This window comes from Streptomyces sp. CBMA29 (assembly GCF_014596445.1).
In the GTDB taxonomy this organism is placed as follows: Bacteria; Actinomycetota; Actinomycetes; order Streptomycetales; family Streptomycetaceae; genus Actinacidiphila.
In genome coordinates, this window is the sequence record NZ_MECL01000115.1 from 32,944 (window position 1) to 56,764 (window position 23,821).

Consider the following 23,821-nt stretch of genomic DNA (forward strand, 5'->3'; position numbering starts at 1 on the left):
GGGGCGGCCGGAGCCGCCCTCGCGGGCCGCACGCCGGGCACGCCCTAGCCGCCCAGGTGCCGCCCGCAGACCGGCCAGGGGGCGGCGCCGCGCTGGACGTACAGCTTCTTGGCCCGGTAGGTCTGCTCGGCGGCGGGGGCGTCCTGGGGGCGGCCCTGGCCGCCGATGCTGTGCCAGGTGTGGACGTCGAACTGGTAGAGCCCGCCATAGGTGCCGGTCGCGTCCACCGCGTCGGGTCTGCCGCCCGCCTCGCACTGCGCGAGGCCGCCCCAATTGAGGCCGTCGGCGCCCGCGACAGTGGTGGGCATCGGTTTGGTGCCGACGCGTACGACCTCGGTGACCGGTTCGCGCGCGGTCACCGACTCCACGACGCGCGGGCGCTCCCGGACGCCGTTGACGGTGCGGTAGGCGTACGTGACGCGGCGGACGCCGTCGCGGCCCGGTCGGTCCACGGCCTCGGTGCCTTGCGCGAGCGTCGCGTCGGTGTGCCTGCGGGTGCGGAAGGGGATCGGTTCTTCGCGGGCCTCCCGGTGACCGGAGATCCGCAGCACCGAGACGGTCTGGCCGTCGCGGGGGAAGCTGTCGGCGTCCACGGAGGTGGCGTCCTGGCCGCCGAGGGTGACGCCCGCGTCCGCGACGGCCTGCCGGACGGTGGCGGCGTTGGTGCGCACGGTGTGCTCGCGGCCGTCGGCCAGGACGGTGACCGTACGTTCCGTGCGCACGTCGAGGAAGAGGCCGTGGCGCCCGATGGACGCGTCGCGGGAGGCGTTGAGATACGCGCCCTCGGCCCGTACGCCGAGCTGCCGCAGCGCTTCCGCGACGGTCTTGCCGGTCGTCCACACCCGCTGGTGACGGCCGTCCACGGTGAGCGTCAGCGGACGGCCGTAGCGGACCACCACGTCGTCGCCGTCGTGCAGCGCCTCGCCCGGCGCCGGGGCCACGATGTCGTGGTCGCCCACCGCGACGCCCTGCTCGTGCAGCACGTCGGCCACGTCGTCGGCGAAGGTGTGCAGCGTGCGCGGCTGGCCGTCCACGGTCAGCCGTACCGCCTTGTCGGCCAGCACATACGCGCCGGTGCCGCCCGCCAGGACCGCCATCACCAGCGCCCGCGGCACGATCGCGCGGCCGGTCTGCCGGACGGTGGCCGCCGGACGGGCGGCGGCTCGGTGTGTGCCCTGCGTATTGCTCACGACGGCTCGCTCCACGACTGCGGGGTTCCGGTGCGGGGAACCGGGAACGTAGCCGACTTACCGCCGCCGGCCAAGCGCTCGCCGTCGCGTGGCGTCGTCACATCCGGTCGCGCGAAGTCACCTGTCCGGGTGAGCGCGTGGAAACGTCAGTAGGCGAACGCCCTGGCGGTGTTGGCCGCGACGGCCGTCGCGAGGGTGTCCTCGTCGATCCCGCGGGCCGCCGCCATCGCGCGCAGCGTGACCGGAATGAGGTATGGCGCATTCGACCGTCCTCGGTACGGCACCGGGGTGAGGAAGGGCGCGTCGGTCTCCACCAGGAGCCGGTCGAGCGGGGCGACGGCCACCGCGTCGCGCAGATTCTGCGCCGACTTGTAGGTAACGGTGCCGGCGAAGGAGAGGTAAAACCCTTGCGCCGCGCAGACTTCAGCCATCTCGGCGTCGCCGGAGTAGCAATGGAAGACGACGGTGTCGGGAGCGCCCTCCTCATCGAGGATGCGCAGGACGTCGGCGTGCGCCTCGCGGTCGTGGATGACCAGCGCCTTGCCGTGCCGCTTGGCGATGTCGATATGGCGACGGAACGAGTGCTGTTGGGCGGCGACGCCGTCGGGCCCGGTGCGGAAGTAGTCCAGGCCGGTCTCGCCGACACCGCGCACCTGAGGAAGGGCGGCGAGCGCGTCGATCTCGTCGATCTCCCGGTCGAGCCCTTCGATGCCGCGCGGCGCCTGCGCGCCCCCGTAGGAGCCCTCGGGCGCTCCGTGGACGATGCGGGGCGCCTCGTTCGGGTGCAGGGCCACGGTGGCCCAGATCGCGTCGTGGGCGGCGGCCGTCTTCGCCGCCCAGCGGGAACCCGCGAGATCGCACCCCACCTGGATGAGGGTGTCGACGCCGACCGCGGCGGCCTGGGCGAGGGCCTGGGGAACCGTGCCCGGCTGCATGTCGAGGTGGGTGTGGGAATCGGCGACCGCCACCCGCAGCGGCTCGGGCGCCGGCGGGGCGGACTTCTTGTCGTCGGCCGTGGCCTTCTTGTCGGGCATGGCCCCGATCCTAGGGACGCGGGGCCGTCGTCCTGTCAGGCGGTGTCGGCTCCCCCGGACCGCTCATCGGACTGGAGGCCGGGCTGCCCGCCGCGCCGCCCGCCATGCTTACCGCGCTCCCCGTGCTGCTTGCGGTGCAGGAAGTGCAGGACCGACCAGTGGTGCTCGCGGCGCACACCGCGGTCGCCCCGCGGGTGTGCCCATACGGAGGCGACGCCGGAGACCTGTCCCGAGCGCATGATGCGTACGTGCGTACCGCCGCAGTTCAGGCACGCCGGGCGGGTGAGCGGGGACGGCACCCTCGCGCCGTCCGCGAGGTAGACGACGAAGGCGTGGCCGGACACGTCCACATGGTGCTCGATCTCGTACGCCTGCTCCCAGCCGTGGCCGCAGTTCAGGCAGGCGAAGGCGTACGCCTCCGCCGCGTTCTGGCCTGACCCCTCGCGCCCGGCGGCCGGGCGGTCGGGCGCGGGGGCGGTGACGGTCGCTGTGACGGGCACGGGTACGGGTACGGGTACGGGTACGGGTACGGGTACGGGTACGGCGGGCGTAGCCGGTGCGGCGGCGGCGACGGGACGGGGATCGCTTCCGATGGTCTCGCTCATGGCAGCTCCTGCGTGCCCTCCGGACAAGGTGTCCGGAGCGGGACTTTGCACCTACCAGCGAACGCCCGTTTTGCCCGCTCCGCAGGAGATGCGCCGGACTCTTGAGCCAGATTTGGGCCCGTATGTGGCAGATGACGGATATTGCTTTGCCATGCATACGGTTTAGGTTCATACGGTGTCAAAAGGGCGGCCTATCGGGATTGCGTGCCCAGCCGTCAGGGCATCAGGCGCCCGGGGGCAGTTCACCGGTCCGCTTGGCGGCGACGACGGCGTCGAAGACCTCCCGCTTGGGCAGGCCCGCCTCCGCGGCGACCGCCGCGATGGCCTCCTTGCGCCGCTCGCCCGCCTCTTCCCTGGCCGCCACCCGGCGGACGAGTTCGGCCGGGTCGAGGTCGGCGGGGCCGGGCTCGGGCGCGCCTTCCACCACGACGGTGATCTCGCCGCGCACCCCCTCCGCCGCCCACAGCGCGAGCGCCTTCAGCGGCCCGCGCTTGACCTCCTCGTACGTCTTGGTCAGCTCCCGGCAGACCGCGGCCCTGCGCTCCTCGCCGAACGCCTGCGCCATCGCCGCCAAGGTGTCGTCGATCCGGTGCGGCGCCTCGAAATACACCAGGGTGCGGCGATCGGCGGCGACCTCGCGCAGCCGCGACAGCCGTTCGCCCGCCTTGCGCGGCAGGAAGCCCTCGAAACAGAAACGGTCCACCGGCAGCCCGGAGACCGCCAGCGCGGTCAGTACGGCCGACGGACCCGGCACCGCGGTCACCTTGATGTCGCGCTCGACGGCCGCCGCCACCAGCCGGTAGCCGGGGTCGGACACCGACGGCATCCCCGCGTCCGTCACCAGCACGACCCGCGCGCCGCCCTCCAGCGCCTCGACCAGTTCCGGGGTGCGCCCGCTCTCGTTGCCCTCGAAGTACGAGACGACCCTGGCCGTCGGGTGCACGTCCAGCGCGTGCGTCAGACGGCGGAAGCGGCGGGTGTCCTCCGCGGCGATCACATCGGCGGCGAGCAGTTCCGCGCTGAGGCGGGGCGGGGCGTCGGCGGGGTCGCCGATGGGGGTTCCGGCCAGAACGAGGACGCCGACGGCTGAGGTGGTCACGCCCCCAGCCTCCCACCTGCCCGCCGTATCCCCTCAATCGCGCCCAGCGCCCCGCGCCCCGTGCCCCGCTTCCCCGCCCCCCGCCCCCCGCTCCCCGCTCCCCGGCGCCGGCCGTACGGCGCGTGACCAGGATCACGCCGGAGCCCTTCGCCTGCCCTGCGGCCCCGCACGAACGGGCGCGGCCCCGGTCCCGCCCGCCCCACCGCCCGCCCCACCGCCCGCCCCACGGCTCGGAAACCGCCCGGATACGGTCCGCGCACCCCCTGGTTACCGGCCGGGATTGCGGACAAACCCGGGCGGTGAGCCCGGACCTCATCGCTTTCTCAGGGGGTTTCCCTACGATGGGCCGGTGACAAGTGAGACCGCGACGCAGGACCGGGCCGACGAGGGCTTTCGGGTGGAGGCGGAGTCGAGCGCGTGGGCGCGACGACTGCGCCGGTTCGGCTATGCGGAACGGACTCGGACCGACACCCGCGACCGCCTCGTACCGCCGTTCCCCGAACCGGGCACCCGGATGTGGGAGGCGCTCGGCCTCGGCCCCGTCGCGGCGCACCGGGTGGCGAAGTGGAGCGGCTGGCTCGGCCCGCTGCTGGTCGCCGTCTTCGCCGGGGCGATCCGCTTCTGGCACCTGGGCAACCCGCGTGACGTCGTCTTCGACGAGACGTACTACGCCAAGGACGCCTGGTCGCTGCTGAAGTTCGGCTACGAGGGCACCTGGACCGACGGCAAGGTCTCCAACCCGCAGATCCTGGCCCACCCCCAGGTGATCCCGCTCTCCGACGCGCCCGGCTATGTCGTGCACCCGCCGATGGGCAAGTGGGTGATCGCGGTCGGCGAGTGGATGTTCGGGCTCAACCCCTTCGGCTGGCGCTTCATGATGGCGCTGATCGGCACCCTGTCCGTCCTGATGCTGTGCCGGATAGGGCGACGCCTGTTCCGCTCCACGGCGCTCGGCTGCGTGGCGGGCACCCTGCTCGCGGTCGACGGACTGCACTTCGTGATGAGCCGGATCGCGCTGCTCGACCTCGTCATCTCCTTCTTCGCGCTCGCCGCGTTCGGCTGTCTGCTGATCGACCGCGACTGGTCGCGGGCCCGCCTCGCGCGCGCCCTGCCCGTCGACGAGAACGGTTACGCGGGACCCGACCGGCAGGTCGGCGACCGGGCGGGCATGGGCTGGCGGCCCTGGCGGATCGCCGCCGCCGTCTGCCTCGGCCTGGCCTGCGCCAGCAAGTGGAACGGCCTGTATTTCCTGGCCGTATTCGGCATCATGACCGTCGTCTGGGACATCGGCTCACGCCGCCTGGCGGGCGCCCGCCGCCCGTACCTCGCCGTCCTGCGCAAGGACCTGGGCTGGGCCGCGCTGACGATCCTGCCGGTCGCCCTGGTGACGTATCTGCTCTCCTGGTCCGGCTGGTTCCTGTCCGACAACGCCTACGGACGGCACTGGGCGGACGCCCGCGGCGGCACCTGGTCGTGGATCCCGGCCCCCCTTCGCAGCCTGTGGCACTACGAGGTGCAGGTCTACGACTTCAACGTCAATCTCCAGACCCCGCACCCCTACCAGTCCAACCCCTGGAGCTGGCTCGTACTCGGCCGCCCGGTCTCGTACTTCTTCCAATCCCCCAAGAACGGCGAGGACGGCTGTCACGCCGCCGCCGGCTGCTCCCGCGAGATCATCGCACTGGGCACGCCCCTGCTGTGGTGGTCCGCCTGCTTCGCCCTCATCTACCTCGTCTACCGCTGGGCGATGCGCCGCGACTGGCGCGCGGGCGCCATTTTGTGCGCGGCGGGCGCCGGTTACCTCCCCTGGTTCCTCTACCAGGACCGTACGATCTTCTTCTTCTACGCCGTCGCCTTCGTGCCCTACCTCTGCCTCGCGGTCGCCATGATGATCGGCGCCTTCCTCGGCCCACCGAGCGCGAGTGAGGGCAGACGTATGTGGGGCGCGGTCGGCGCGGGCACCCTTGTCCTACTGATCATCTGGAATTTCATCTACTTCTTCCCGATCTATACCGGTATGACGATTCCGTACAGCAGTTGGCAGGCCAGGATGTGGTTCGACTCCTGGGTCTGACCGGGGCGTCGGCGCGGCGACGCGGCGACGCGGAGCCCGAGGCTTTCCGTACGAACCCGTGCCCGGACTGAGACCTTCCTCCGCGCGGGGGTCCCGTAGGGTGCTACAGCGCGTGTTCATTGAACGCGTTCAAAGGGGAGGGGGAGGTCTCGTGCCCATGTCACGGGGTGTCAAGTCGGGGATCATCGGCACGGTGGTCGTCGGAATGTTCGCGGTCGCCGGGTACGGCGCCTACAACATCTACGACTCACTGGACGGCAGCGGCGGCGGTGGCGGCAAGTCCGCACAGACCAAGCCGACGGCGGTCGACACCGCGCCGCCGAGCGCCGCCGAAGTCACCAGCACCGGGGACGACTTCCTGACCGCGTGGTCGTCGGGTGACATCACGCGGGCGGCGAGCCTGACCGACTCCGTGCGCACGACGACGGCCGCGCTCACCGCGTACAAGACGCAGGCGCGTGTGACGTCCGTGCAGCTCACCCCCGGCACACCGGCGGCGACGACCACCACGACCATGCCGTTCACGGTGACGGCGCAGGTCACGTATGACGGCGTCACCACACCCTGGAGCTACCGCTCGTCGCTGACCGTCGTACGCGGCGCGAGCGGGAAGCCGGTCGTCCAGTGGAAGCCGTCCGTGATCAGCCCGGAACTCGGCGACGGCGACCAGCTCGTCACCGGTCGGGCCAAGGTGCCCGAGGTGGATGTCGTGGACCGCAAGGGGCGGGTGATGGACCCGGCCGACTATCCGTCGCTGAGCCGCATCATCCCCGACCTGCGCACGCGGTACGCGGAGAAGCTGGGCGACGGCACCCCCGGCATCGAGACGTACGTCCAGAAGGCGGACGCCTCGGCCGGCAAGACGTTGAACGTGCTCAAGAAGGGCAAGCCCGTACGGCTGGACACCACGCTCGACGCCACGATCCAGAAGGCGGCCGAGAAGGCGGTAGCGGGCAAGGACAAGTCCGGGGTGACCGCCGTCGACACCACGAACGGCGCCATCCTGGCAGTCGCCTACGGCCCGGCGTCCGGCACCGACTACGCGTTGCAGGACAAGGCCGCGCCCGGCTCGACGTTCAAGATCGTCACGGCGGCGGCACTGCTCCAGCGCGGTCTGACGCCGTCCTCGCCCGCGAAGTGCGTCAACGGCGCGAACTACGGCTACGGCAAGGCGTACAAGAACGACGGCGGCATGAACAACCCCGGCGCCTCACTGCAATGGGACTTCATGAAGTCCTGCAACACCGGCTTCATCCTCCAGGCGAAGACGCTCGGCGCGACCGGACTCGTGGACACGGCCAAGCAGTTCGGTCTGACACAGGGGTGGAACATCGGCACCGTGTCCCAGGACCCGGTGGTGCCGGGCGGTACGGGGGACGAGCTGACCTCGGAGATGATCGGACAGGGCACTCTTCAGATGAGCCCGCTCATCATGGCGTCCGTCGCCGCGACCGCCAGCACCGGTGACTTCCACCAACCGCGGATCGTCGCCAAGAGCCTCATCAAGGGCCCCATCGCCACCGCCTCCGGCATCCCGTCGAAGACGACGCAGTATCTGCGGCAGATGATGCGCGCGACCATCACCAGTGGTACGGCCAGCGGTGTGATGAGCGGATTCGGCCCCAACTCCGGTGCCAAGACCGGCTCCGCCGAGACCGACACCTCCGCGGAGGCCAACGGCTGGTTCACCGCGTACGCGGGCCATGTCGCCGCCGCCGCCGTCGTCCACAGCGGCGGTCACGGCAACCAGTCCGCCGGCCCCATCGTGGCGGCCGTGCTGCGCGCCTCCTGACCCGCCGATGCCCGCGCCCATACCCCCGTCGAGCCGCCCGAACCGCCCGAACCATCTGAGCAGTCCGCACCATACGAGCAGCCCCGGCCGCCCGAGCCGCGGATGACGCCGCTGGTCGTCGCCGTCGTCCTCGTCGCCGCGATCACGCACGCCGCGTGGAACGCCATCGCGCACGGCATCAAGGACCAGGTCCTCGCCTTCACCCTCGTGGGTGGCGGCGGGGCCCTGTGCGCCCTGGCCCTGCTGCCCTTCGCGGCGGTACCGCACGCGGGCGCCTGGCCGTATCTGATCGCGTCGGTGGTCATCCACCTCGCCTACCAGTACCTGTTGATGCGGTCCTTCCAGCTCGGCGAGTTCGGACAGGTCTATCCGATAGCCCGTGGTATCGCGCCGCTCGCCGTGACCGTGCTGGCGGCCGTCTTCGTCGCCGAGCGGCCGGGGCCCTGGCAGACCGCGGGCGTCATCACCTCCTGCGCCGGTCTCGGCGGCGTCGCCCTGTGGGGCCTGCGCGGCAAGCGCCCCAACTGGCCCGCGCTGACGGCGGCCGCCGGTACGGGACTGACCATCGCCGGGTACACGGTCGTGGACGGCGTCGGCGTCCGCGCCTCCGGCAGCTCGCTCGGCTACATCGCCTGGCTGCTGCTGTTCCAGGGCATGGTGATCCCGGCCGTCGCATTCTCTGCGCGCCGCAGAGAATTGGCCGCGCAGCTAAGACCCGTCGCCCTGCGCGGCCTCCTCGGCGGTGCCCTGTCCATCACCGCCTACGGCCTCGTCCTGTGGGCCCAGACCCGCGCGCCGCTGGCCCCGGTCGCCGCCCTGCGCGAGTCCTCGATCATCGCGGGCGCCGCCATAGGCGCGCTGTTCTTCAAGGAGCACTTCGGCCGGCCCCGATTGGTCGCCGCCCTGGTGGTCGTGACCGGCATAGGTCTGATGCTGCACGCGAGTTGACGCTCACCCGGACAGGCCGCGCGGCTTGTCGGGGTTGACCTGGAAGCGCAGCTCGTGGACGCGGCCGTCGGCGGCGACGTGCCGCTCCAGGTGCGGGTCGTCGCCGTGCGGCCCGAAGGGTGTGCCCGCCTGGTCATGGACTTGCCGGACAGCGCGGTCGCCGCGGATGTCGTTGGCCGCGCCCCTGCCGAGCTGTACCACCTGGTGCCGGGCGGCTGTCAACTCCTTCGCGGCGGAATGTCCCCTGACGCCGCTGCCGCCCGCCAGCAGCGTCCATGCCGTCCGTCCCTCGTCCCGTACCGGGGCCGGACACACACAAGCAGGCCGCCTCGTGGATGCCCATGGGGCAAACGGCCCGGCGCCTGCGTGACAGCAGCAGAGAGGACCTGCGTCACTCTTCCCCGGCGGCGCCTACCGCGGCTCCCGCTACGGCTCCCAGGGCGGCCTCGTCGTCGGCGATCCCGGCCGACAGCGCGTTGGTGAACCCCGGATTCGCGGAGAGGATGCCGCCCTCGACCGGCAGCGTGACACCGGTGATCCAGGACGCGTCGGCGGAGGCCAGGAAGGTGACGGCGGCGGCGATGTCGGCGGGTTCGCCGACGCGGCCGAGCGGGTAGAGCCCCGCGGCGGTCTCCAGGGTGGCCTCGCGGCCCGCCCACGCGGGCGTGCGGATGGTGCCGGGCGCGACGAGATTGACGCGGACGCCGCTGGCCGCAGCGTGCACGGCGAGCGTGCGGGTCAGGGAGATCAGCCCCGCCTTGGCCGCGCTGTAGGAGTGGTTGCCGAAGTACGACAGTCCGTTGACCGAACCGATGTTGACGATCGCGCCGCGCCCGCCGGTCGCGGCGGCCAGGTGCGGCAGCGCGGCGCGGGAACAGCGCATGGCGCCGGTCAGGGTGACGTCGAGGTCGCGCAGCCAGTTCTCGTCCGGCTCCTCGGTGAGGTCGTCGTAGTGATCGCTGCACGAATAGGCGTTGTTGACGAGGACGTCGAGGCCGCCGAAGGCCGCCACCGCGTGCGCGACCGCCGCGTCCACGGCCGTACGGTCGGCGACGTCGCACACGACCGCCCCCGCCCGCCCGCCGTCCTCGCGGATCGAGGCGGCGGTGCGCTCGGCCGCTTCACCGTTGAGGTCCGCGAGGAGTACGGCGGCGCCTTCCGCGGCGAATCTGCGGGCCGTCGCCTCGCCGATACCCCGGGCGCCGCCGGTCACCATGACGGTGTAGGTCGCGAATCGTTCCCCTGAATACGCCGCCGTCGCTGTCCCGTTACGCACCATCGGGTCAGCGTAGGCACTCCCGTACCGCCCTGACCAGGGCTTGGGCACGGGGATCCGCGGTGACGTTCTTCTGCATGCCGTTGGTGACGTAGCCGAAGCCGATTCCGCTCGCGGGGTCCGCGAAACCGAGGCAGCCGCCCCGGCCGGGATGCCCGAAGGAACCGGGTGCCAGCAGCGGGGACGCCGGGCCGTGCAGCATGTATCCCAGGCCGAATCGAGTGTTGACGATCAATACTCGATCCGGTCCCTCGGACTCGACGGTCCGGGCGGCGGTGAGCGTGGCGGGCACGAAAAGCCGCGGCCCGTCGGTCAGTTCCCCGATCAGCGCCGCGTAGAAACGGGCCAGCGAGCGCGCGTCGGTGATGCCGTTGGCCGCGGGCAACTCGCCCGCGCGATAGGCGGGGTCGTTCTCGTCGGGCCGCGGCGAGATCGCCCCGAAGGCGCGCATGGTCAGCGACCCGGGGTCGGCGTACGCGTCCTGCACGGACCGCTTGGGCCGGGCCCGCAGCGCGCCCGAGACGGCCGGTTCCGGCGTGACGGTCTCGGCGGTCCCGCCCACCCGGTGCGCCTGCCCCGGCGGCAGCCCCACCCAGAGGTCGAGGCCGAGCGGCCGGGCGATCTCCTCCGCGACGAAGCGGCCGACCGACCGCCCCGACGCGCGCAGCACCAGTTCCGCGACCAGCCAGCCGTAGGTGTGCGCGTGGTATCCGTGCGCCGCGCCCGGCGGGAACTGCGGCTTCTGCGCGGCCACCGCGCGCGGCCCGGACGTACCGTCGAGCGCCTGTTCCGGCGTCAACGGCGTGTCCAGCGCGGGCACTCCGGCCCGGTGCGCCAGCACGTCCCTGACGGTCACCCGCTCCTTGCCGTGCGCCTTGAACTCCGACCAGTACGCGCCCACCGGCGCGTCCAGGTCCAACTGGCCGCGCTGGTGGAGCAGCAGCAGACAGGCCGCCGCCACGCCCTTGGTGGCCGACCGGACGATCTGCACGGTGTCCTCGGCCCAGGGCACGGTGTCCCCGGCCAAGGGCTCCCCCGAAGGCTGCCCGGCCGCCGCGACGCCGCCCCACAGGTCGACCACCTTGCGACCGTGCCTATAGAGCGCGAAAGCGGCGCCGACATCCCCCCGGCGGGTGAAATTCTGCGCGAAAGCGGTACGTACCGGCTCCCAGCCGTCCTCCGCCGTGCCGTGGACGTCCGTGAACGCGTCCATGAATGCCGCCTCCGCCTGCCGCTCCGCCGGTCCACCCGCTGCACCGAACTCTGCGGCACCCATGGTGCACGACGAAGATGCGCGTTCTGTAAACAGGCGGTAGGGCGGGCCGTATACGCGGCCGAGCGCGGTCGGCGGCGGGGCGGCACTTATTCCCCGCGGCCGGGGCCGGAAAACCACCCGGGCCCGCGGCGGGCCCGCGACCCCGGCCGGAAAGTGTCCGGCAGGAGCGCGGGACCCGTCACGGGCCCGGTGGGGGGTCCGCTACGGGAGCGGCGGGTACGCGTTCTGCACGAGCTGGTGGAACTGCGCCGAGAACCAGGCACCCGCGAGCGGGGCGTTGGCCAGGGCGCCGGACGGGTTGTTGCCGTTGCGGGCGTTACCGGTGTAGGTCGGGTCGCACATCCGGTCGAAGCCCTTGCCCTCGTCGTTCGGGATCTGGGTGCTCGAACCGTCCGACTCACCCGGAGGCTTCACCCACACGTAGGCGTCGATACCGGCGGCGGGCGCCGCGGTCGGGCGCTGACCGATACCGGCCCCGGACTGGTTGCACCAGTTGCCGGCGTGGATGCGGCGGTCGATACGGCCACCGTCGACGTAGGTGTCAACGGTCGTGGTCGCCCCGGGACCGGTGGGACGCGAGGTGCCGCCCCAGCCGTTGCGGGAGGTGTCGATCAGCATGCCGATGTCGGAGTTGAAGCCGTCCGACACCAGGAGGTTGCGCAGGGCCTGCGCGTAACTCTGCTCATCGACGTACTGGTTCCAGTCGATCCACTTGGACTGCCGCACGGTGGTGCCGTTCACGCTGTCCGTGATCTTGACGTTCGGCTCCACGGTGGCGCTGTAGTTGGCCGTGTTGACGATGAAGCCCTGGACGTCGTTGACGGTGGCGCCACCGGTCTTCGCGGCCTTCAGGAACTCCTGCGCGGCGGGCGCCAGGTTGGTGTCCCAGCCCAGCCAGGCGTGGTGCCCGGCGTCGATGTAGTTGTACGTGTTGCCGATCGCGCCGAGCTTGGCGAGCGCGTAACCGACGCCGTTCTCGTAGTTGCCGTTGGCCTTCATCGTGGCGCAGGCATCCGTCGAACCGGCGGTGCCGCCCGCGTTGGTGACCAGGTTGGGCAGCGAGTCGGGCTCGATGACGTTGACGATCCGCAGGCCCGCGTACTTCGGGTCGGACATGATCGCGGCGATCGGGTCGATGTACTCGGTCTTGTAGCGGCCGAGCTCCGTCGCGCCCAGTTCGCCGTTGGAGGCGAGCGCGGAGCAGTCACGGCCCGGCAGGTCGTAGATGACCAGTTCGATGGTGAGCGGCTGACCGGCGGCCTGCTGCACGGCCGCGTCCAGGTGGGCCTTGAGCCCCATGGCGCCGTTGGCGCCCGCGATCGCCGCGATCCGGTCCAGCCACACCGCGGTGGACTGGTTGGCGATCTTCGATCCTCCGTCGGCCGAGGCCTTCGCGGACCAGTCCGGGTTCACGTAACCCTTGGCGCCCGCGTACGGGTTGTCGACCCTGGTGCCGGTCGGCGGCGAGGTGGGCGGGGTGGTCGGCGGCGTCGTGGGAGGCGTCGTCGGAGGCGTCGTCGGCGGAGTGGTGGGGGGTGTGGTCGGCGGAGTGGTCGGCGGGGTCGTACCGGTGCCGCCACCGCACACGACGCCGTTCAGGGAGAACGACGACGGCTTGGTGTTGGTGCCGCTGTACGAGCCGTTGAAGCCGAAGGTCGCCGTACCGCCGGTCGCCACCGCGCCGTTGTACGACAGGCTCGCCGCGGTCACGGCCGCGCCCGTCTGGCTCACGGTGGCGTTCCAGCCCTGGGTGACCTTCTGATTGCCGGGGAAGTTCCAGCCGAGTTGCCAACTCGTGATGGCCGGGCCGGTGTTGGTGATCGTCACCTGCGCGGTGAAGCCGGAATCCCACTGGCTCACGTCGTAGGCGACCGAGCAACCGGCGGTGGCCGCCGAGGCGGACGTCGTACTCATCGCGGCGACCACGCCGCCTGAGGCGACGACCATCAGGCCGGCCGCGAGCGCGGCGGTTCTGCGTCGGACTGTCGGGACTGCCATGTGCGAACAACCTCCATAGGGGGGATGGACCCCTCGAAACGACTTCGCGGGGTCATGGGAGGTGGTGCGGTGAAGCATGGTTCGGTTACACGCTCTTAACGTGGGAGCGCTCCCATAGTGGGCAGGCGGTCCGCTCCTGTCAATGCTTGGCGCTACGTCCCTGGAGTTGGTCCCGGACGGGGGCCGGACGCCAACACCTCTGAAACGCATGACGGTTGGCGGACCCGCCCGGACGGACGGGCGGGCGCGGGCACGGAGCGGGCGCCGGGGGCGGAACCCCCGGCGCCCTCTCGTGCGTTAAGCCGTCGCGACCGCGGCGGCCCGCCCCGCCGCGCGCCCGGAGAAGATGCAGCCGCCGAGGAACGTCCCCTCCAGCGACCGGTATCCGTGCATCCCGCCGCCGCCGAATCCCGCGGCCTCGCCTGCCGCGTAGAGCCCGCTGAGCACCTCGCCGCGACCGGCCGCGCCACCGTCCTCCGCGCCTTCCGACCCGCCGCGCAGGACACGCCCTTCGAGGTCGGTCTCCAGGCCGCCGAGCGACTTCCGGGTCAGGATGTTGAGCCGCACGGCGATCAGCGGCCCCGCCTTCGGGTCGAGCAGCCGGTGCGGCGACGCGGTGCGAATGAGCTTGTCGCCGAGGTAGTTGCGGGCCCCGCGGATGGCGGTGACCTGCAAGTCCTTGGTGTACGTGTTCGCGATCTCGCGGTCACGCGCCTCGACTTCGCGCCGTACGACCGCCTCGTCGACCAGCCCCTGACCCGTCACGGCGTTCATCCCCCGCACCAAGGCGCCGAGTTCCTTCTCCACCACGAAGTCGACACCGTGCTGCTTGAACGCCTCGACCGGCCCCGGCGCCCCCGGCAGCGCGCGCTTGAGCACGTCGCGCACGCTCTTCCCGGTCAGGTCCGGATTCTGCTCGGAGCCCGACAGTGCGAATTCCTTCTCGATGATCTTCTGCGTGAGGACGAACCAGGTGTATTCGTGGCCCGTCCCCATGATGTGCTCCAGGGTGCCGAGCGTGTCGAAACCGGGGAAGTACGGGACCGGCAGCCGCTTGCCGGTGGCGTCCAGCCACAGCGAGGAGGGGCCGGGCAGGATACGGATGCCGTGGCGGGCCCAGATCGGGTTCCAGTTCTCGATGCCCTCGGTGTAGTGCCACATCCGGTCACCATTGATCAACCTTCCGCCCGCCGCCTCTGTGATGCCGAGCATCAGGCCGTCCACGTGCGCGGGAACGCCGGAGAGCAGTTTGCCGGGCGGGGTGCCGAGCCGCTTGGGCCAGGCGGCCCGTACGAGATCGTGGTTGCCGCCGATGCCTCCGCTTGTGACGACCACGGCCTGCGCGCGGAGTTCGAACGCGCCCGCCGTCTCCCGCGAACTGGCCTCGCCGCGCGCCACGTCACTGGCCGCCAGGACCTCACCCGTCACACCGTCCACGGCGTCGCCGGTACGGGTCAGGCCGGTCACCCGGTGCCGGAAGCGCAGTTCGACCCGCCCGCGCGCGACCTCGTCGCGTACCCGCTGCGCGAAGGGCGCGACGACACCGGGCCCGGTGCCCCAGGTGATGTGGAAGCGCGGCACGGAGTTGCCGGGTCCTGTGGCCAGGAAGCCGCCGCGCTCGGCCCAGCCGACCACCGGGAAGAAGCGCATGCCGCGCTGGTGCAGCCAGGCCCGCTTCTCGCCCGCGGCGAAGTGCACGTACGCCTCGGCCCAGCGGCGCGGCCAGTAGTCCTCGGGCCGGTCGAAGCCGGCCGTGCCGAGCCAGTCCTGGAGCGCGAGGTCGGGCGTGTCCTTGATCCGCATCCGGCGCTGCTCCGGCGAGTCGACGAAGAAGAGCCCGCCGAAGGACCAGAACGCCTGACCTCCGAGGGACGCCTCGGGCTCCTGGTCGACCAGGATCACCTTCCGTCCGGCCTCCGCCAGTTCGACCGTGGCCACCAGACCGGCCAGTCCCGCGCCCACCACCACGACGTCCGCGTCCAGCGCCATCCGACCGCTCCTTACTCGCCAGTAATCAATGTAGTGACGAGCACGTTACGCGAGCGGCGGGCGCGGGTCAGCGGCATCGGGACCCCGCAATATGCGGGGCGCGGGGCGCGGACCCGGCTCGGTAGGATTCACGCCATGTCTGATGCCCCGCTCCGCGTCCGTTTCGCCCCCTCCCCGACCGGTATCTTCCACGTCGGCGGCGCCCGTTCCGCCCTCTACAACTGGGCGGTCGCCCGACAGTCGGGCGGCACCTTCGTCCTGCGCATCGAGGACACCGACGCGGCGCGCAACAAGCCCGAATGGATCGACGGCATCATCAGCGCGCTGGCCGCCATCGGCATCAGCGGCGCCGACCCCGCCTTCGAGGGCCCGTACTTCCAGTCGCAGAACGCCGACCGGCACCGCGAGGCCGCGTCCCGGCTCCAGATCGAGGGGCGCGCGTACTACTGCGACTGCACGCGCGACATGCTCAAGGAGCGCACCGGCTCCGAACACCTCGGTTACGACGGCTTCTGCCGCGAGCGCGGGCTGGCGTACGAGCCGGGGCGCGCGATGCGGTTCCGCACGCCGGACGAGGGCGAGACGGTGGTGGTCGACCTGATCCGCGGCGAACCGGCCTTCCCCAACAGCTCCATCGAGGACTTCGTCATCGCCCGCGGCGACGGCTCCCCGGTCTTCCTGCTCGCCAACGTCGTGGACGACCTCGACGAGCGCGTCACGCAGGTCATCCGCGGCGAGGAGCACCTGTCCAACACGCCCAAGCAGCAACTCCTCTGGGAGGCGCTGGGCGCCACCCCGCCCACCTGGGCGCACCTACCGGTGATCGTCAACGAGAAGCGGCAGAAGCTCTCCAAGCGCCGCGACAAGGTCGCCCTCGAGGACTACCTCGCCGAGGGCTACCTGCCCGAGGCCATGGTCAACTACCTGATGCTGCTCGGCTGGGGCCCCGGTGACGACCGCGAGATCCTGCCCTACGAGGAGCTGGAGCAGCTCTTCCGCATCGAGGACGTCATCGGCTCCTCCGCCTTCTTCGACGTCAAGAAGCTCACCGCCTTCAACGGCGAGTACATCCGCGCCCTGTCCCCTGCCGCCTTCGTCAGCGCCTGCGCGCCCTGGCTGACCGCCCCGCACGCCACCTGGGACCCGCGGTCGTACGACGAGGCCGTCTTCGAGACCGTCGCCCCGCTCGCCCAGACCCGGATCACCCTGCTGTCCGAGATCACGTCCTATGTCGACTTCCTCTTCCTCGACGAGCCGGTACGCGACGACGCGTCCTGGTCCAAGGCGATGAAGGCGGGCGCGGCGGATCTTCTGCGCGACGCAGCCAATGAGCTGGGCGCGCTTTCCGACTGGTCGGCGGAGCCGCTGAAGGCGGCCCTGGAGTCCGTCGCCGCCGCCCACGGTCTCAAGCTCGGCAAGGCCCAGGCGCCCATCCGGGTCGCCGTCATGGGCCGCACGGTCGGGCTGCCGCTCTTCGAGTCGCTCGAGACGCTGGGGCGTGAGCGAGCGCTGGCCCGCCTGGAGGCCGCCCGCACCCGCCTGGAGTCCGAGACGCCCGCCGGGTCGTAAGACCCGCCACCCTGGCGCGGCGGGTCTTACACACCGCCGCGCCGGACCCGGACCCGGGACTCGGACCCGGACCCGGCATCGGCACCCGCCGTCGGACGGCGTACGGTCGCCGCCGTGACCGTTTACGACACCGCCCGGCGGCTCCCCGCCATCCCCGTACTCCGTGACCACTGCCGCGCGCTGGCCATGCTGGAGGCGATACTCAGCCCGTCGTGGGAGAGCCGCTTCTACTCCTTCGACGCGCACTGGTCGGACGTCGAGGAGATGGCCTCCATGAGCAACGGCTCGGGCGACGAGTACTCCATCGTCTTCTCCCCCCTCGGCGCCTATGTCCGCGGCTTCGCGCACGAGTCCCGGATGAGCCCCTACGTCGAGGACGGCCCCTGGCCCGGTGTTCTCGACGACGTCCCCGCCGTCTTCCGCCCCTGCGTCGAGGAGCCCGCCTTCAGCGACGAGGACGGCATGCCCGTGGTCACCGCCTGCCTGTGGCGACAGCCCGCCGACACCGCGTGGCGGACCGGCGACGCCATCGAATTCCCCGACGCGCCCGACGGCGACCCCGACGGCGCCGGACTCCTCTTCCCGCTGCTCACCGACCGCGACGCCGACGCCTACCGCGCCTTCGCCGAGGACTACTACGAGGTCCCGGTCGCCCCCGCTCCCGTCCACCACGTCCTCGCCCTGCGCCCGCTGACCCCCGAGGTCGTCACCACGCTCAACCCCGGCCTCACGCTCCCCGAACTGGCCGCCGACATCACGTCCATCGGCTACCCCCGCCCGTAACCCCGACGCCGGGCCTCTCCCGCACTACCCCTCCCCGCCCGCGCGCCCGGAGGCCACACCCTTGAACCGCGCCCACACCACCTTCCCGAAAGGCTCCCGCCCCTCGACCCCCCACGCGTCCGCGACCGCCGCGACAATCAGCAACCCCCGCCCCCGTACATCCGCCGCACCCGGCTCGCACACCCGCGGCCTCCGTTCCCCCTCCTCGTCACGACTGTCATGCACCTCCAGCCGTACGCATCCGTCCTCCACCACCACCCGCACCAAAAACCCGTGCCCCCGCCGCGTCCCGTGCGCCAACGCGTTCGACGTCAACTCCGATACGCACAACCGCACGTCGTCAACAACAGGCGACAGCCCCCACTCCCTCAGGACCCCCACGGCGAATTCGCGGGCCAGCCCGACCGATTCGCGTTTCGCGTCGAAGAATCGCGATACGGCCGCGGGTAAGACTCCGGCCTTGAGCGCAGCGCTCTCATCAGTCACGAACTGTTCCCTTCTTGTGGCACAGCGAAGTCACTCGAAGGCGTGCCGGATCGCGGAATTTCCCGGCTCGGACCCCGTGCGGCACGCCAATGACGAACAAGGGGTGCGATGACATCGCACCCTTTGAGACTGGACCGGTTGACCGGTCCAGTCAAGCGATTGTCAACTATCCGTGACTCATCCGGTAGTTGTCCGTCAGCTCCCACAGGTCGGAAGGAGTGACGCCTTCTTCTGCGACGAGAACCCGTCCGTCCTTGTCGTGCGCGACATGGAGCACGACCGCGACCGCGAGCGGTAGCTCACGTCCCAACTGCCCTGCCTCCGCCGACATCGCCAGGCGCACTTTCGTGAGGTCGGTCCCCCGCGCCGGTGAACGCCCGGTCTGCCGCGCCACGTAGTGGGTCGTCCCCTCGGCGATCGGACCCGCCTGAGTCAGTTTCGGACAGGCCTCCGCGATGTCCGCCGGAAACCACGCCGTGACCAGCGACAGCGGAGCACCGTCGTCCAGCAGCACCAAGCGGTCACGCCGCAGAGCGGATACGCCCGCCGCAAGGTCCAAAATCCTTGCGACTCGGTCGGGCGGCACTTCGTGAACCGGCTTGCCCAACCGCCGGAAGGGGTGACCGCCAGTCACGCGCGCGGCGTCTGCCCGGCGCCGGCCGGCGGGACGCGCCAACGGCGTTTCGCGTACGTGGAATCCCTGGCCCTGACGAGCCGCCACGAGGCCGTCCCCCCTCAGCACATCCATCGCCTTGATGACCGTCGCCCGCGACACGGACCATTGCTCGCACAAATCCCGCCCGGACGGCAGGACGTCGCCCGGACCGAACTCACCGTCGGCGATCCGGGTCCGCAACGAATCCGCGATCTCTTCGTACTTGAGCCTGGGCATGGCGAGGCACTCCCGTTCGGTGGACAGGTTGACCGGTCAGGGTAGACCATCGCACTCATGGCGACCGCACCCCACGTAGCGTCCGAGATCCTGGACTTCTACGGCTCGGTATTCGACGAGTCGACGCGTTTGACCTCCTCTGCCGACGGCGCGCTGGAGCTGGCGAGGACCCGGGAGATCCTGCGGCGTCACCTGCCGCCCGCGCCCGCGGCTGTGCTGGATGTCGGCGGCGGGGCCGGGGTGCATGCGAAGTGGCTGGTCGAGGACGGCTATCGGGTGCACTTGGTGGATCCGGTGGAGCGGCATGTGGAGCACGCGAAGTCGGCCGGCTGCACCACGGAGCTGGGCGACGCGCGGGCGCTGAGCGCGGAGGCCGGGACGTACGACGCCGTCCTGCTGCTCGGGCCGCTCTACCACCTGCTGGAACGTGCCGAACGCGATCAGGCGCTCGCGGAAGCCCGGCGGGTGGTACGGCCAGGTGGCATGGTCGCGGCCGCCGCGATCGGACGGTACGCCTCGCTCTTCGAGCACACCGCGACGACGCTGCTGACGAAGGACCGCGTCCGGGACGCCGTCGGCGACATCCTGGCGACGGGCCGCCACGACCCCGGACGCAAGGGCTTCACGGCCGCGTATTTCCATACGGCGGCGGAGCTGGCGGATGAGCTGACCGGCGCGGGCCTCACCGACGTCACCGTCCTCGGTGTCGAGGGCCCGGCCTGGGCACTGCTGAAGGCCGCCGAACAGCACACGGGCGGGTCTCTGACCGACTCACCGATGTTCGCCGCGGCCCTGACCGCCGCCCGGCTGGCGGAGCCGTATCCGGAGCTGCTGTCCGCCGCGTCGCACCTGCTGGCGGTGGGCACCGCCTGACGTCGGCCGCCCGGCCAGGGCCTGAGGGCCGGGGTCTGGAGACAGGGCCTGAGGAACGGGGTCCCGCGGGCGGGCGCACCGCGCGCGGGGCGGGGCGCATGGGCGGCGGACGGGGGCGAGGCGGGGGCGCAAGATGGCGAAAAGTTGCCGGGGGTTTCCGGGGGCCGAACCATGGGAGGGGTGAGCGACGGCGCGTACCTCCGATTCCCGCATCTCCATGGCGACCTGCTCAGCTTCGCCGCCGAGGACGACATCTGGGTGGCCCCGCTGGGGGCGGCCGGGGGGTCGGCCGGGCGGGCGTGGCGGGTGACGGCGGACCGGACGCGGGTGGGGCCGCCGCGGCTGTCGCCCGACGGTTCGACCATCGCGTTCACGACGTGGCGGAGCCTGGACCCCGAGGTGTATCTGGTCCCGACGGACGGCGGGGAATCGCGGCGGCTGACGTATTGGGGCAGCTCCGACACACGGGTGTGCTCGTGGACGCCGGACGGCCAGGTGCTGGCGGTGTCGTCGCACGGGCAGCCGTTCGCCTACCACACGTGGGCGCACAGCGTGCCGGTGGACGGCGGGACCGGCGGGCCGCTGCCGTGGGGGCCGGTGTCGGACATCGCGGTGTGCGACGAGAACGGGGAGCCGGGTGAGCGCCGCACACTGCTGTTGACGGGGACGCCGCCGCACGAGCCGCACGCGTGGAAGCGGTACCGCGGCGGCGCGACGGGGCGGCTGTGGCTGCACGGCGAGCGGCTGGTTCCGGACATCGACGGTCACCTGGCGTCGCCGATGTTCGTGTCGGGCCGGATCGCCTTCCTCTCCGACCACGAGGGCATCGGCAATCTGTACTCGTGCCACCCGGACGGTACGGATCTGCGGCGGCATACCGACCACGCCGAGTTCTACGCCCGCAGCGCCGCCACCGACGGCCGGCGGGTGGTGTACCAGTGCGCGGGCGAGCTGTGGCTGGTGGAGGACCTGGCGGCGCCCGACGCCCGGCCGCGCCGCCTGGACATCCGGCTGGGCGGCGCGAGGAGCGGGCAGCGCCCGTACCAGGTGCCCGCGGCCTCGAACCTGGACAGCCTGGCCATGGACGGTACGGGCCGGGCCAGCGCCGTCTGCGTACGCGGCAGCCTCTACTGGCTCACGCACCGCGACGGCCCCGCCCGGACGATCGCCGACGAGCCCGGCGCGCGGGTCCGGCTGCCGGAGATGCTCGGCGACACCGGTCTGGTCGCCTTCGTCACGGACGCGGAGGGCGAGGACGGGATCGAACTGGCGCATCTGCCGGGGCGGGCGTCGCGGACGGCGATCCGCGGCGGCGCGCGGGATTCCGCGGCGGCGGACGCGAAGGCGCAGGTGACGGAGGCGGCGGACGTCACCGAGGTGACGGAGGAGCTGACCGACGCGGTGCCGGTCGCGGAGGCGGGCGGCGCCTCCGGCAAGGGCGGGCCGGGTGTCGACCGTTCGAGCACCGTGTACACGGAGGCCGCAGACGGTCACGGCAAGGGCGACGGCGGCACCCGTACCCCCGCCTCCGGCGGCCAATCACCCGACACCGACGCGTACACGAACGACGTCTTCGGCGGCGACGGCGTTGACGAGCCGGACCGTCCCACCCGCCTCGCCGTCGGCAAACTCGGCCGCGTCCTGGAACTGGTCTCCTCCCCCGACGGCGGCACCCTGGCCGTCGCCACCAACGACGGCCGCCTGCTGCTGGTCACGACCGGCGAGGCGGAGGACGACTCGGACGGTGACGAGGGCGGTGACCCGTACGGCCTAGGGGACGACGTACGGGCTGACGTACGCGACGAACCCGGCGGCGCGGGTGACGGCACGCGGGACGGCATACGCCGCGTACCGCTGGACGATCGCACAACCGACGGCCGCACCATGGCGGGCGCCGTCAACGAACTGATCCGTTCCACCAACGGCCCCGTCCGTGACCTGGCCTTCTCCCCCGACTCGGCGTGGCTGACCTGGTCGCACCCCGGTATCGGCCGCAGTCTGCGCTCGGTGAAGATCGCCCGCTTGTCCGACCATTCGATCATCGACGTCACCAACGGCCGTTTCGAGGACGAGCAACCCGTCTTCACCCGCGACGGCCGCTACCTCGCCTTCCTCTCCTGGCGCGGCTTCGACCCGGTGTACGACGTTCATACCGGTGACCTGTCGTTCCCGCTCGGCTGCCGCCCGTATCTGGTGCCGCTGAATTCGGCGACACCGTCACCCTTCGCGCTGCCGGTTGACGGCCGTCCCATCGGCGGCGGTCTCGACCCGGGCGAGAGCGGCGGCGGTGACGGGCCGGTGGTCGTCGAGGTGGAGGGCCTGGCGAACCGGGTGACGCCCTTCCCCGTCCCCGCGTCGAAGTACTCGGCACTGGAGCCCGTGCACAACGGCCTGGTCTGGCTGCGCTGGCCGATCTCCGGCGCGCTCGGCGAGACCTTCGCCAACCCCACCGACCCCTCCGCCCGCCCGACGCTGGAGTACTACAACCTGACCAAGTCCAAGCGGACCGAACTGGTCCACCACATGGACTGGTACGCCGTCAGCGGCGACGGCCAGCGCCTGGCGGTCTTCGACGAGGGCGAGCTGGCCGTCCTGCCCGCCACCGAACGCGGCGACGACGACTCGACGGTCTATGTCGACATGCGCCGCATCCTGCACGAGGTGGACCCGACAGCCGAGTGGCGGCAGTCGTACGCCGAGGCCGGGAGGCTGATCCGCGACTACTTCTGGGCGCCCGACATGTGCGGCGTCGACTGGCCCGCGATCCTCGACCAGTACCGCCCGCTGGTCGAACGCGTCGCCACGCCCGACGAGTTCGCCGACCTGCTGCGCGAAGTCCTCGGCGAACTGGGCACGTCGCACGCGTACGTCGCCCCCGCCCGCCGCAACGAGGGCCCGCCGCACTACCAGCGCCCCATCGGCCTGCTCGGCGCCGACTTCCAGCACGGCAAGGACGGTACGTGGTCGGTCCTACGCATCCTGCCGGGCGAGTCGTCGGACTCCAAGGCCCGTTCGCCGCTGGCCGGTACGGGCATCCGCGAGGGCGCGGTGCTCACCCACATCGACGGGCGGCCGGTCGATCCGGACGCGGGACCGTATCCGCTGCTGGCCGGCGCGGGCGGCACCACCGTCGAGCTGACCTTCGTCGGACCGGGCCGCCGCGGCGCGCCCCGCCGCGTCGCCGTCGTCCCGCTGATCGACGAACGTCCGCTGCGCTATCAGCACTGGGTGGCCAAACGCCGTTCGGTCGTACGGCAGTTGAGCGGCGGCCGGTGCGGTTATCTGCACATCCCCGACATGGGCGGCTCCGGCTGGGCGCAGTTCAACCGCGACCTGCGGATGGAAGTCGCCTACGACGCCCTGCTCGTGGACGTCCGCGGCAACGCGGGCGGTCATATCAGCGAACTGGTCATCGAGAAGCTGACCCGCACCATCCTCGGCTGGGACCTCACCCGCAACGCGCAGCCGGTCTCCTACACCGGCAACGCCCCGCGCGGCCCGGTCGTCGCCATCGCCGACGAAGCGACGTCGTCCGACGGCGACATGATCACCGCCGCCTTCAAACTCCTCGGCATAGGGCCGGTCGTCGGCTCCCGCACCTGGGGCGGCGTCGTCGGCATGACCGGCCGCCACCGCCTCGGCGACGGCACCGTCATCACCGTGCCGATGAACGCCGCCTGGTTCGACGCGTACGGCTGGTCCGTCGAGAACCACGGCGTCGACCCCGACATCGACGCCCTGCGCACCCCCCTGGACTGGGCCGAGGGCCGCCACGGCCAGATGGACGTCGCCGTCCGCACCGCCCTCGCCCTCCTGGCCGAACACCCCGCCGCCACCCCGCCCGACCTCACCACCCGCCCCAACCGCCAACGCCCCCCACTCCCCCCGCGCTGAAGTTCTCGATCACGCCATACCGATGCGAGGAAATCCTCGACCC

The 23,821-nt window shown here is 71.7% G+C and carries 17 protein-coding genes and 1 pseudogene; 7 read left to right on the forward strand and 11 right to left on the reverse strand.

Going from position 1 to position 23,821, the window contains the following annotated elements; translation table 11 throughout:
- Nucleotides 1-44: 44 nt before the first annotated feature.
- The 4 genes from BGM09_RS16670 to rsmI all read right to left on the reverse strand — a co-directional run bounded on the left by BGM09_RS16670 (nt 45) and on the right by rsmI (nt 3,928).
- On the reverse strand, nt 45-1,190 hold the full coding sequence (locus BGM09_RS16670; RefSeq protein ID WP_317452729.1) for a ubiquitin-like domain-containing protein: 1,146 nt from the start codon (nt 1,188-1,190) through the stop codon (nt 45-47).
- A gap of 146 nt (nt 1,191-1,336) precedes the next feature.
- Nucleotides 1,337-2,224: a TatD family hydrolase gene (locus BGM09_RS16675; protein WP_188282386.1), complete on the reverse strand. Its 888-nt coding sequence runs from the start codon at nt 2,222-2,224 to the stop codon at nt 1,337-1,339.
- A gap of 35 nt (nt 2,225-2,259) precedes the next feature.
- Complete coding sequence (locus BGM09_RS37750) at nt 2,260-2,829, reverse strand: hypothetical protein (protein ID WP_223187126.1); 570 nt, start codon at nt 2,827-2,829, stop codon at nt 2,260-2,262.
- Between the two features lie 223 nt (nt 2,830-3,052).
- Nucleotides 3,053-3,928, reverse strand: a complete 876-nt coding sequence (rsmI, locus tag BGM09_RS16685; RefSeq protein ID WP_188282387.1) for a 16S rRNA (cytidine(1402)-2'-O)-methyltransferase — start codon at nt 3,926-3,928, stop codon at nt 3,053-3,055.
- Between the two features lie 349 nt (nt 3,929-4,277).
- Here rsmI and BGM09_RS16690 point away from each other — a divergent pair, with 349 nt between their 5' ends.
- The 3 genes from BGM09_RS16690 (at nt 4,278) to BGM09_RS16700 (ending at nt 8,742) form a co-directional block, all read left to right on the forward strand.
- Complete coding sequence (locus BGM09_RS16690) at nt 4,278-6,002, forward strand: phospholipid carrier-dependent glycosyltransferase (protein ID WP_188282388.1); 1,725 nt, start codon at nt 4,278-4,280, stop codon at nt 6,000-6,002.
- A 157-nt stretch (nt 6,003-6,159) separates the two neighbouring features.
- Nucleotides 6,160-7,794 (forward strand): penicillin-binding transpeptidase domain-containing protein, encoded by a 1,635-nt coding sequence (locus tag BGM09_RS16695; RefSeq protein WP_188282389.1) that lies wholly within the window; start codon nt 6,160-6,162, stop codon nt 7,792-7,794.
- Between the two features lie 102 nt (nt 7,795-7,896).
- Nucleotides 7,897-8,742, forward strand: a complete 846-nt coding sequence (locus BGM09_RS16700) for a DMT family transporter (RefSeq protein ID WP_188282390.1) — start codon at nt 7,897-7,899, stop codon at nt 8,740-8,742.
- Nucleotides 8,743-8,745: 3 nt separating this feature from the next.
- Here the strand turns inward: BGM09_RS16700 and BGM09_RS16705 are convergent, their stop codons facing one another.
- The 5 genes and pseudogenes from BGM09_RS16705 to BGM09_RS16725 all read right to left on the reverse strand — a co-directional run bounded on the left by BGM09_RS16705 (nt 8,746) and on the right by BGM09_RS16725 (nt 15,281).
- Complete coding sequence (locus tag BGM09_RS16705; RefSeq protein ID WP_188282391.1) at nt 8,746-9,057, reverse strand: hypothetical protein; 312 nt, start codon at nt 9,055-9,057, stop codon at nt 8,746-8,748.
- A 109-nt stretch (nt 9,058-9,166) separates the two neighbouring features.
- Nucleotides 9,167-10,021 (reverse strand): annotated as a pseudogene (locus tag BGM09_RS16710) (SDR family NAD(P)-dependent oxidoreductase); the annotation flags it as partial.
- 4 nt (nt 10,022-10,025) lie between these two features.
- Nucleotides 10,026-11,231: a serine hydrolase domain-containing protein gene (locus BGM09_RS16715; RefSeq protein WP_188282393.1), complete on the reverse strand. Its 1,206-nt coding sequence runs from the start codon at nt 11,229-11,231 to the stop codon at nt 10,026-10,028.
- 264 nt (nt 11,232-11,495) lie between these two features.
- Nucleotides 11,496-13,292: a glycoside hydrolase family 6 protein gene (locus BGM09_RS16720; RefSeq protein ID WP_188282394.1), complete on the reverse strand. Its 1,797-nt coding sequence runs from the start codon at nt 13,290-13,292 to the stop codon at nt 11,496-11,498.
- Nucleotides 13,293-13,589: 297 nt separating this feature from the next.
- On the reverse strand, nt 13,590-15,281 hold the full coding sequence (locus BGM09_RS16725) for an FAD-binding dehydrogenase (protein ID WP_188282395.1): 1,692 nt from the start codon (nt 15,279-15,281) through the stop codon (nt 13,590-13,592).
- Between the two features lie 135 nt (nt 15,282-15,416).
- On the opposite strand from BGM09_RS16725, the gene gltX reads away from it, so the two are divergent.
- Nucleotides 15,417-16,850, forward strand: a complete 1,434-nt coding sequence (gltX, locus tag BGM09_RS16730; RefSeq protein WP_188282396.1) for a glutamate--tRNA ligase — start codon at nt 15,417-15,419, stop codon at nt 16,848-16,850.
- Between the two features lie 114 nt (nt 16,851-16,964).
- A complete protein-coding gene (locus tag BGM09_RS16735; RefSeq protein WP_188282397.1) occupies nt 16,965-17,633 on the forward strand; it encodes a hypothetical protein in 669 nt (222 codons plus the stop codon).
- A gap of 24 nt (nt 17,634-17,657) precedes the next feature.
- Here BGM09_RS16735 and BGM09_RS16740 read toward each other — a convergent pair whose 3' ends face one another.
- A complete protein-coding gene (locus BGM09_RS16740) occupies nt 17,658-18,119 on the reverse strand; it encodes an ATP-binding protein (protein ID WP_188282398.1) in 462 nt (153 codons plus the stop codon).
- 166 nt (nt 18,120-18,285) lie between these two features.
- Nucleotides 18,286-19,011, reverse strand: coding sequence for a GntR family transcriptional regulator (locus BGM09_RS16745; protein WP_188282399.1), 726 nt, complete (start codon nt 19,009-19,011; stop codon nt 18,286-18,288).
- Between the two features lie 57 nt (nt 19,012-19,068).
- Between BGM09_RS16745 and BGM09_RS16750 the strand changes: the two genes are divergently transcribed.
- Entirely contained in the window at nt 19,069-19,884 is an 816-nt protein-coding gene (locus BGM09_RS16750; RefSeq protein ID WP_188282400.1) for a class I SAM-dependent methyltransferase, read from the forward strand.
- A gap of 180 nt (nt 19,885-20,064) precedes the next feature.
- Nucleotides 20,065-23,778, forward strand: coding sequence for a S41 family peptidase (locus BGM09_RS16755; RefSeq protein WP_317452730.1), 3,714 nt, complete (start codon nt 20,065-20,067; stop codon nt 23,776-23,778).
- The last annotated feature ends 43 nt before the right edge of the window (nt 23,779-23,821 follow it).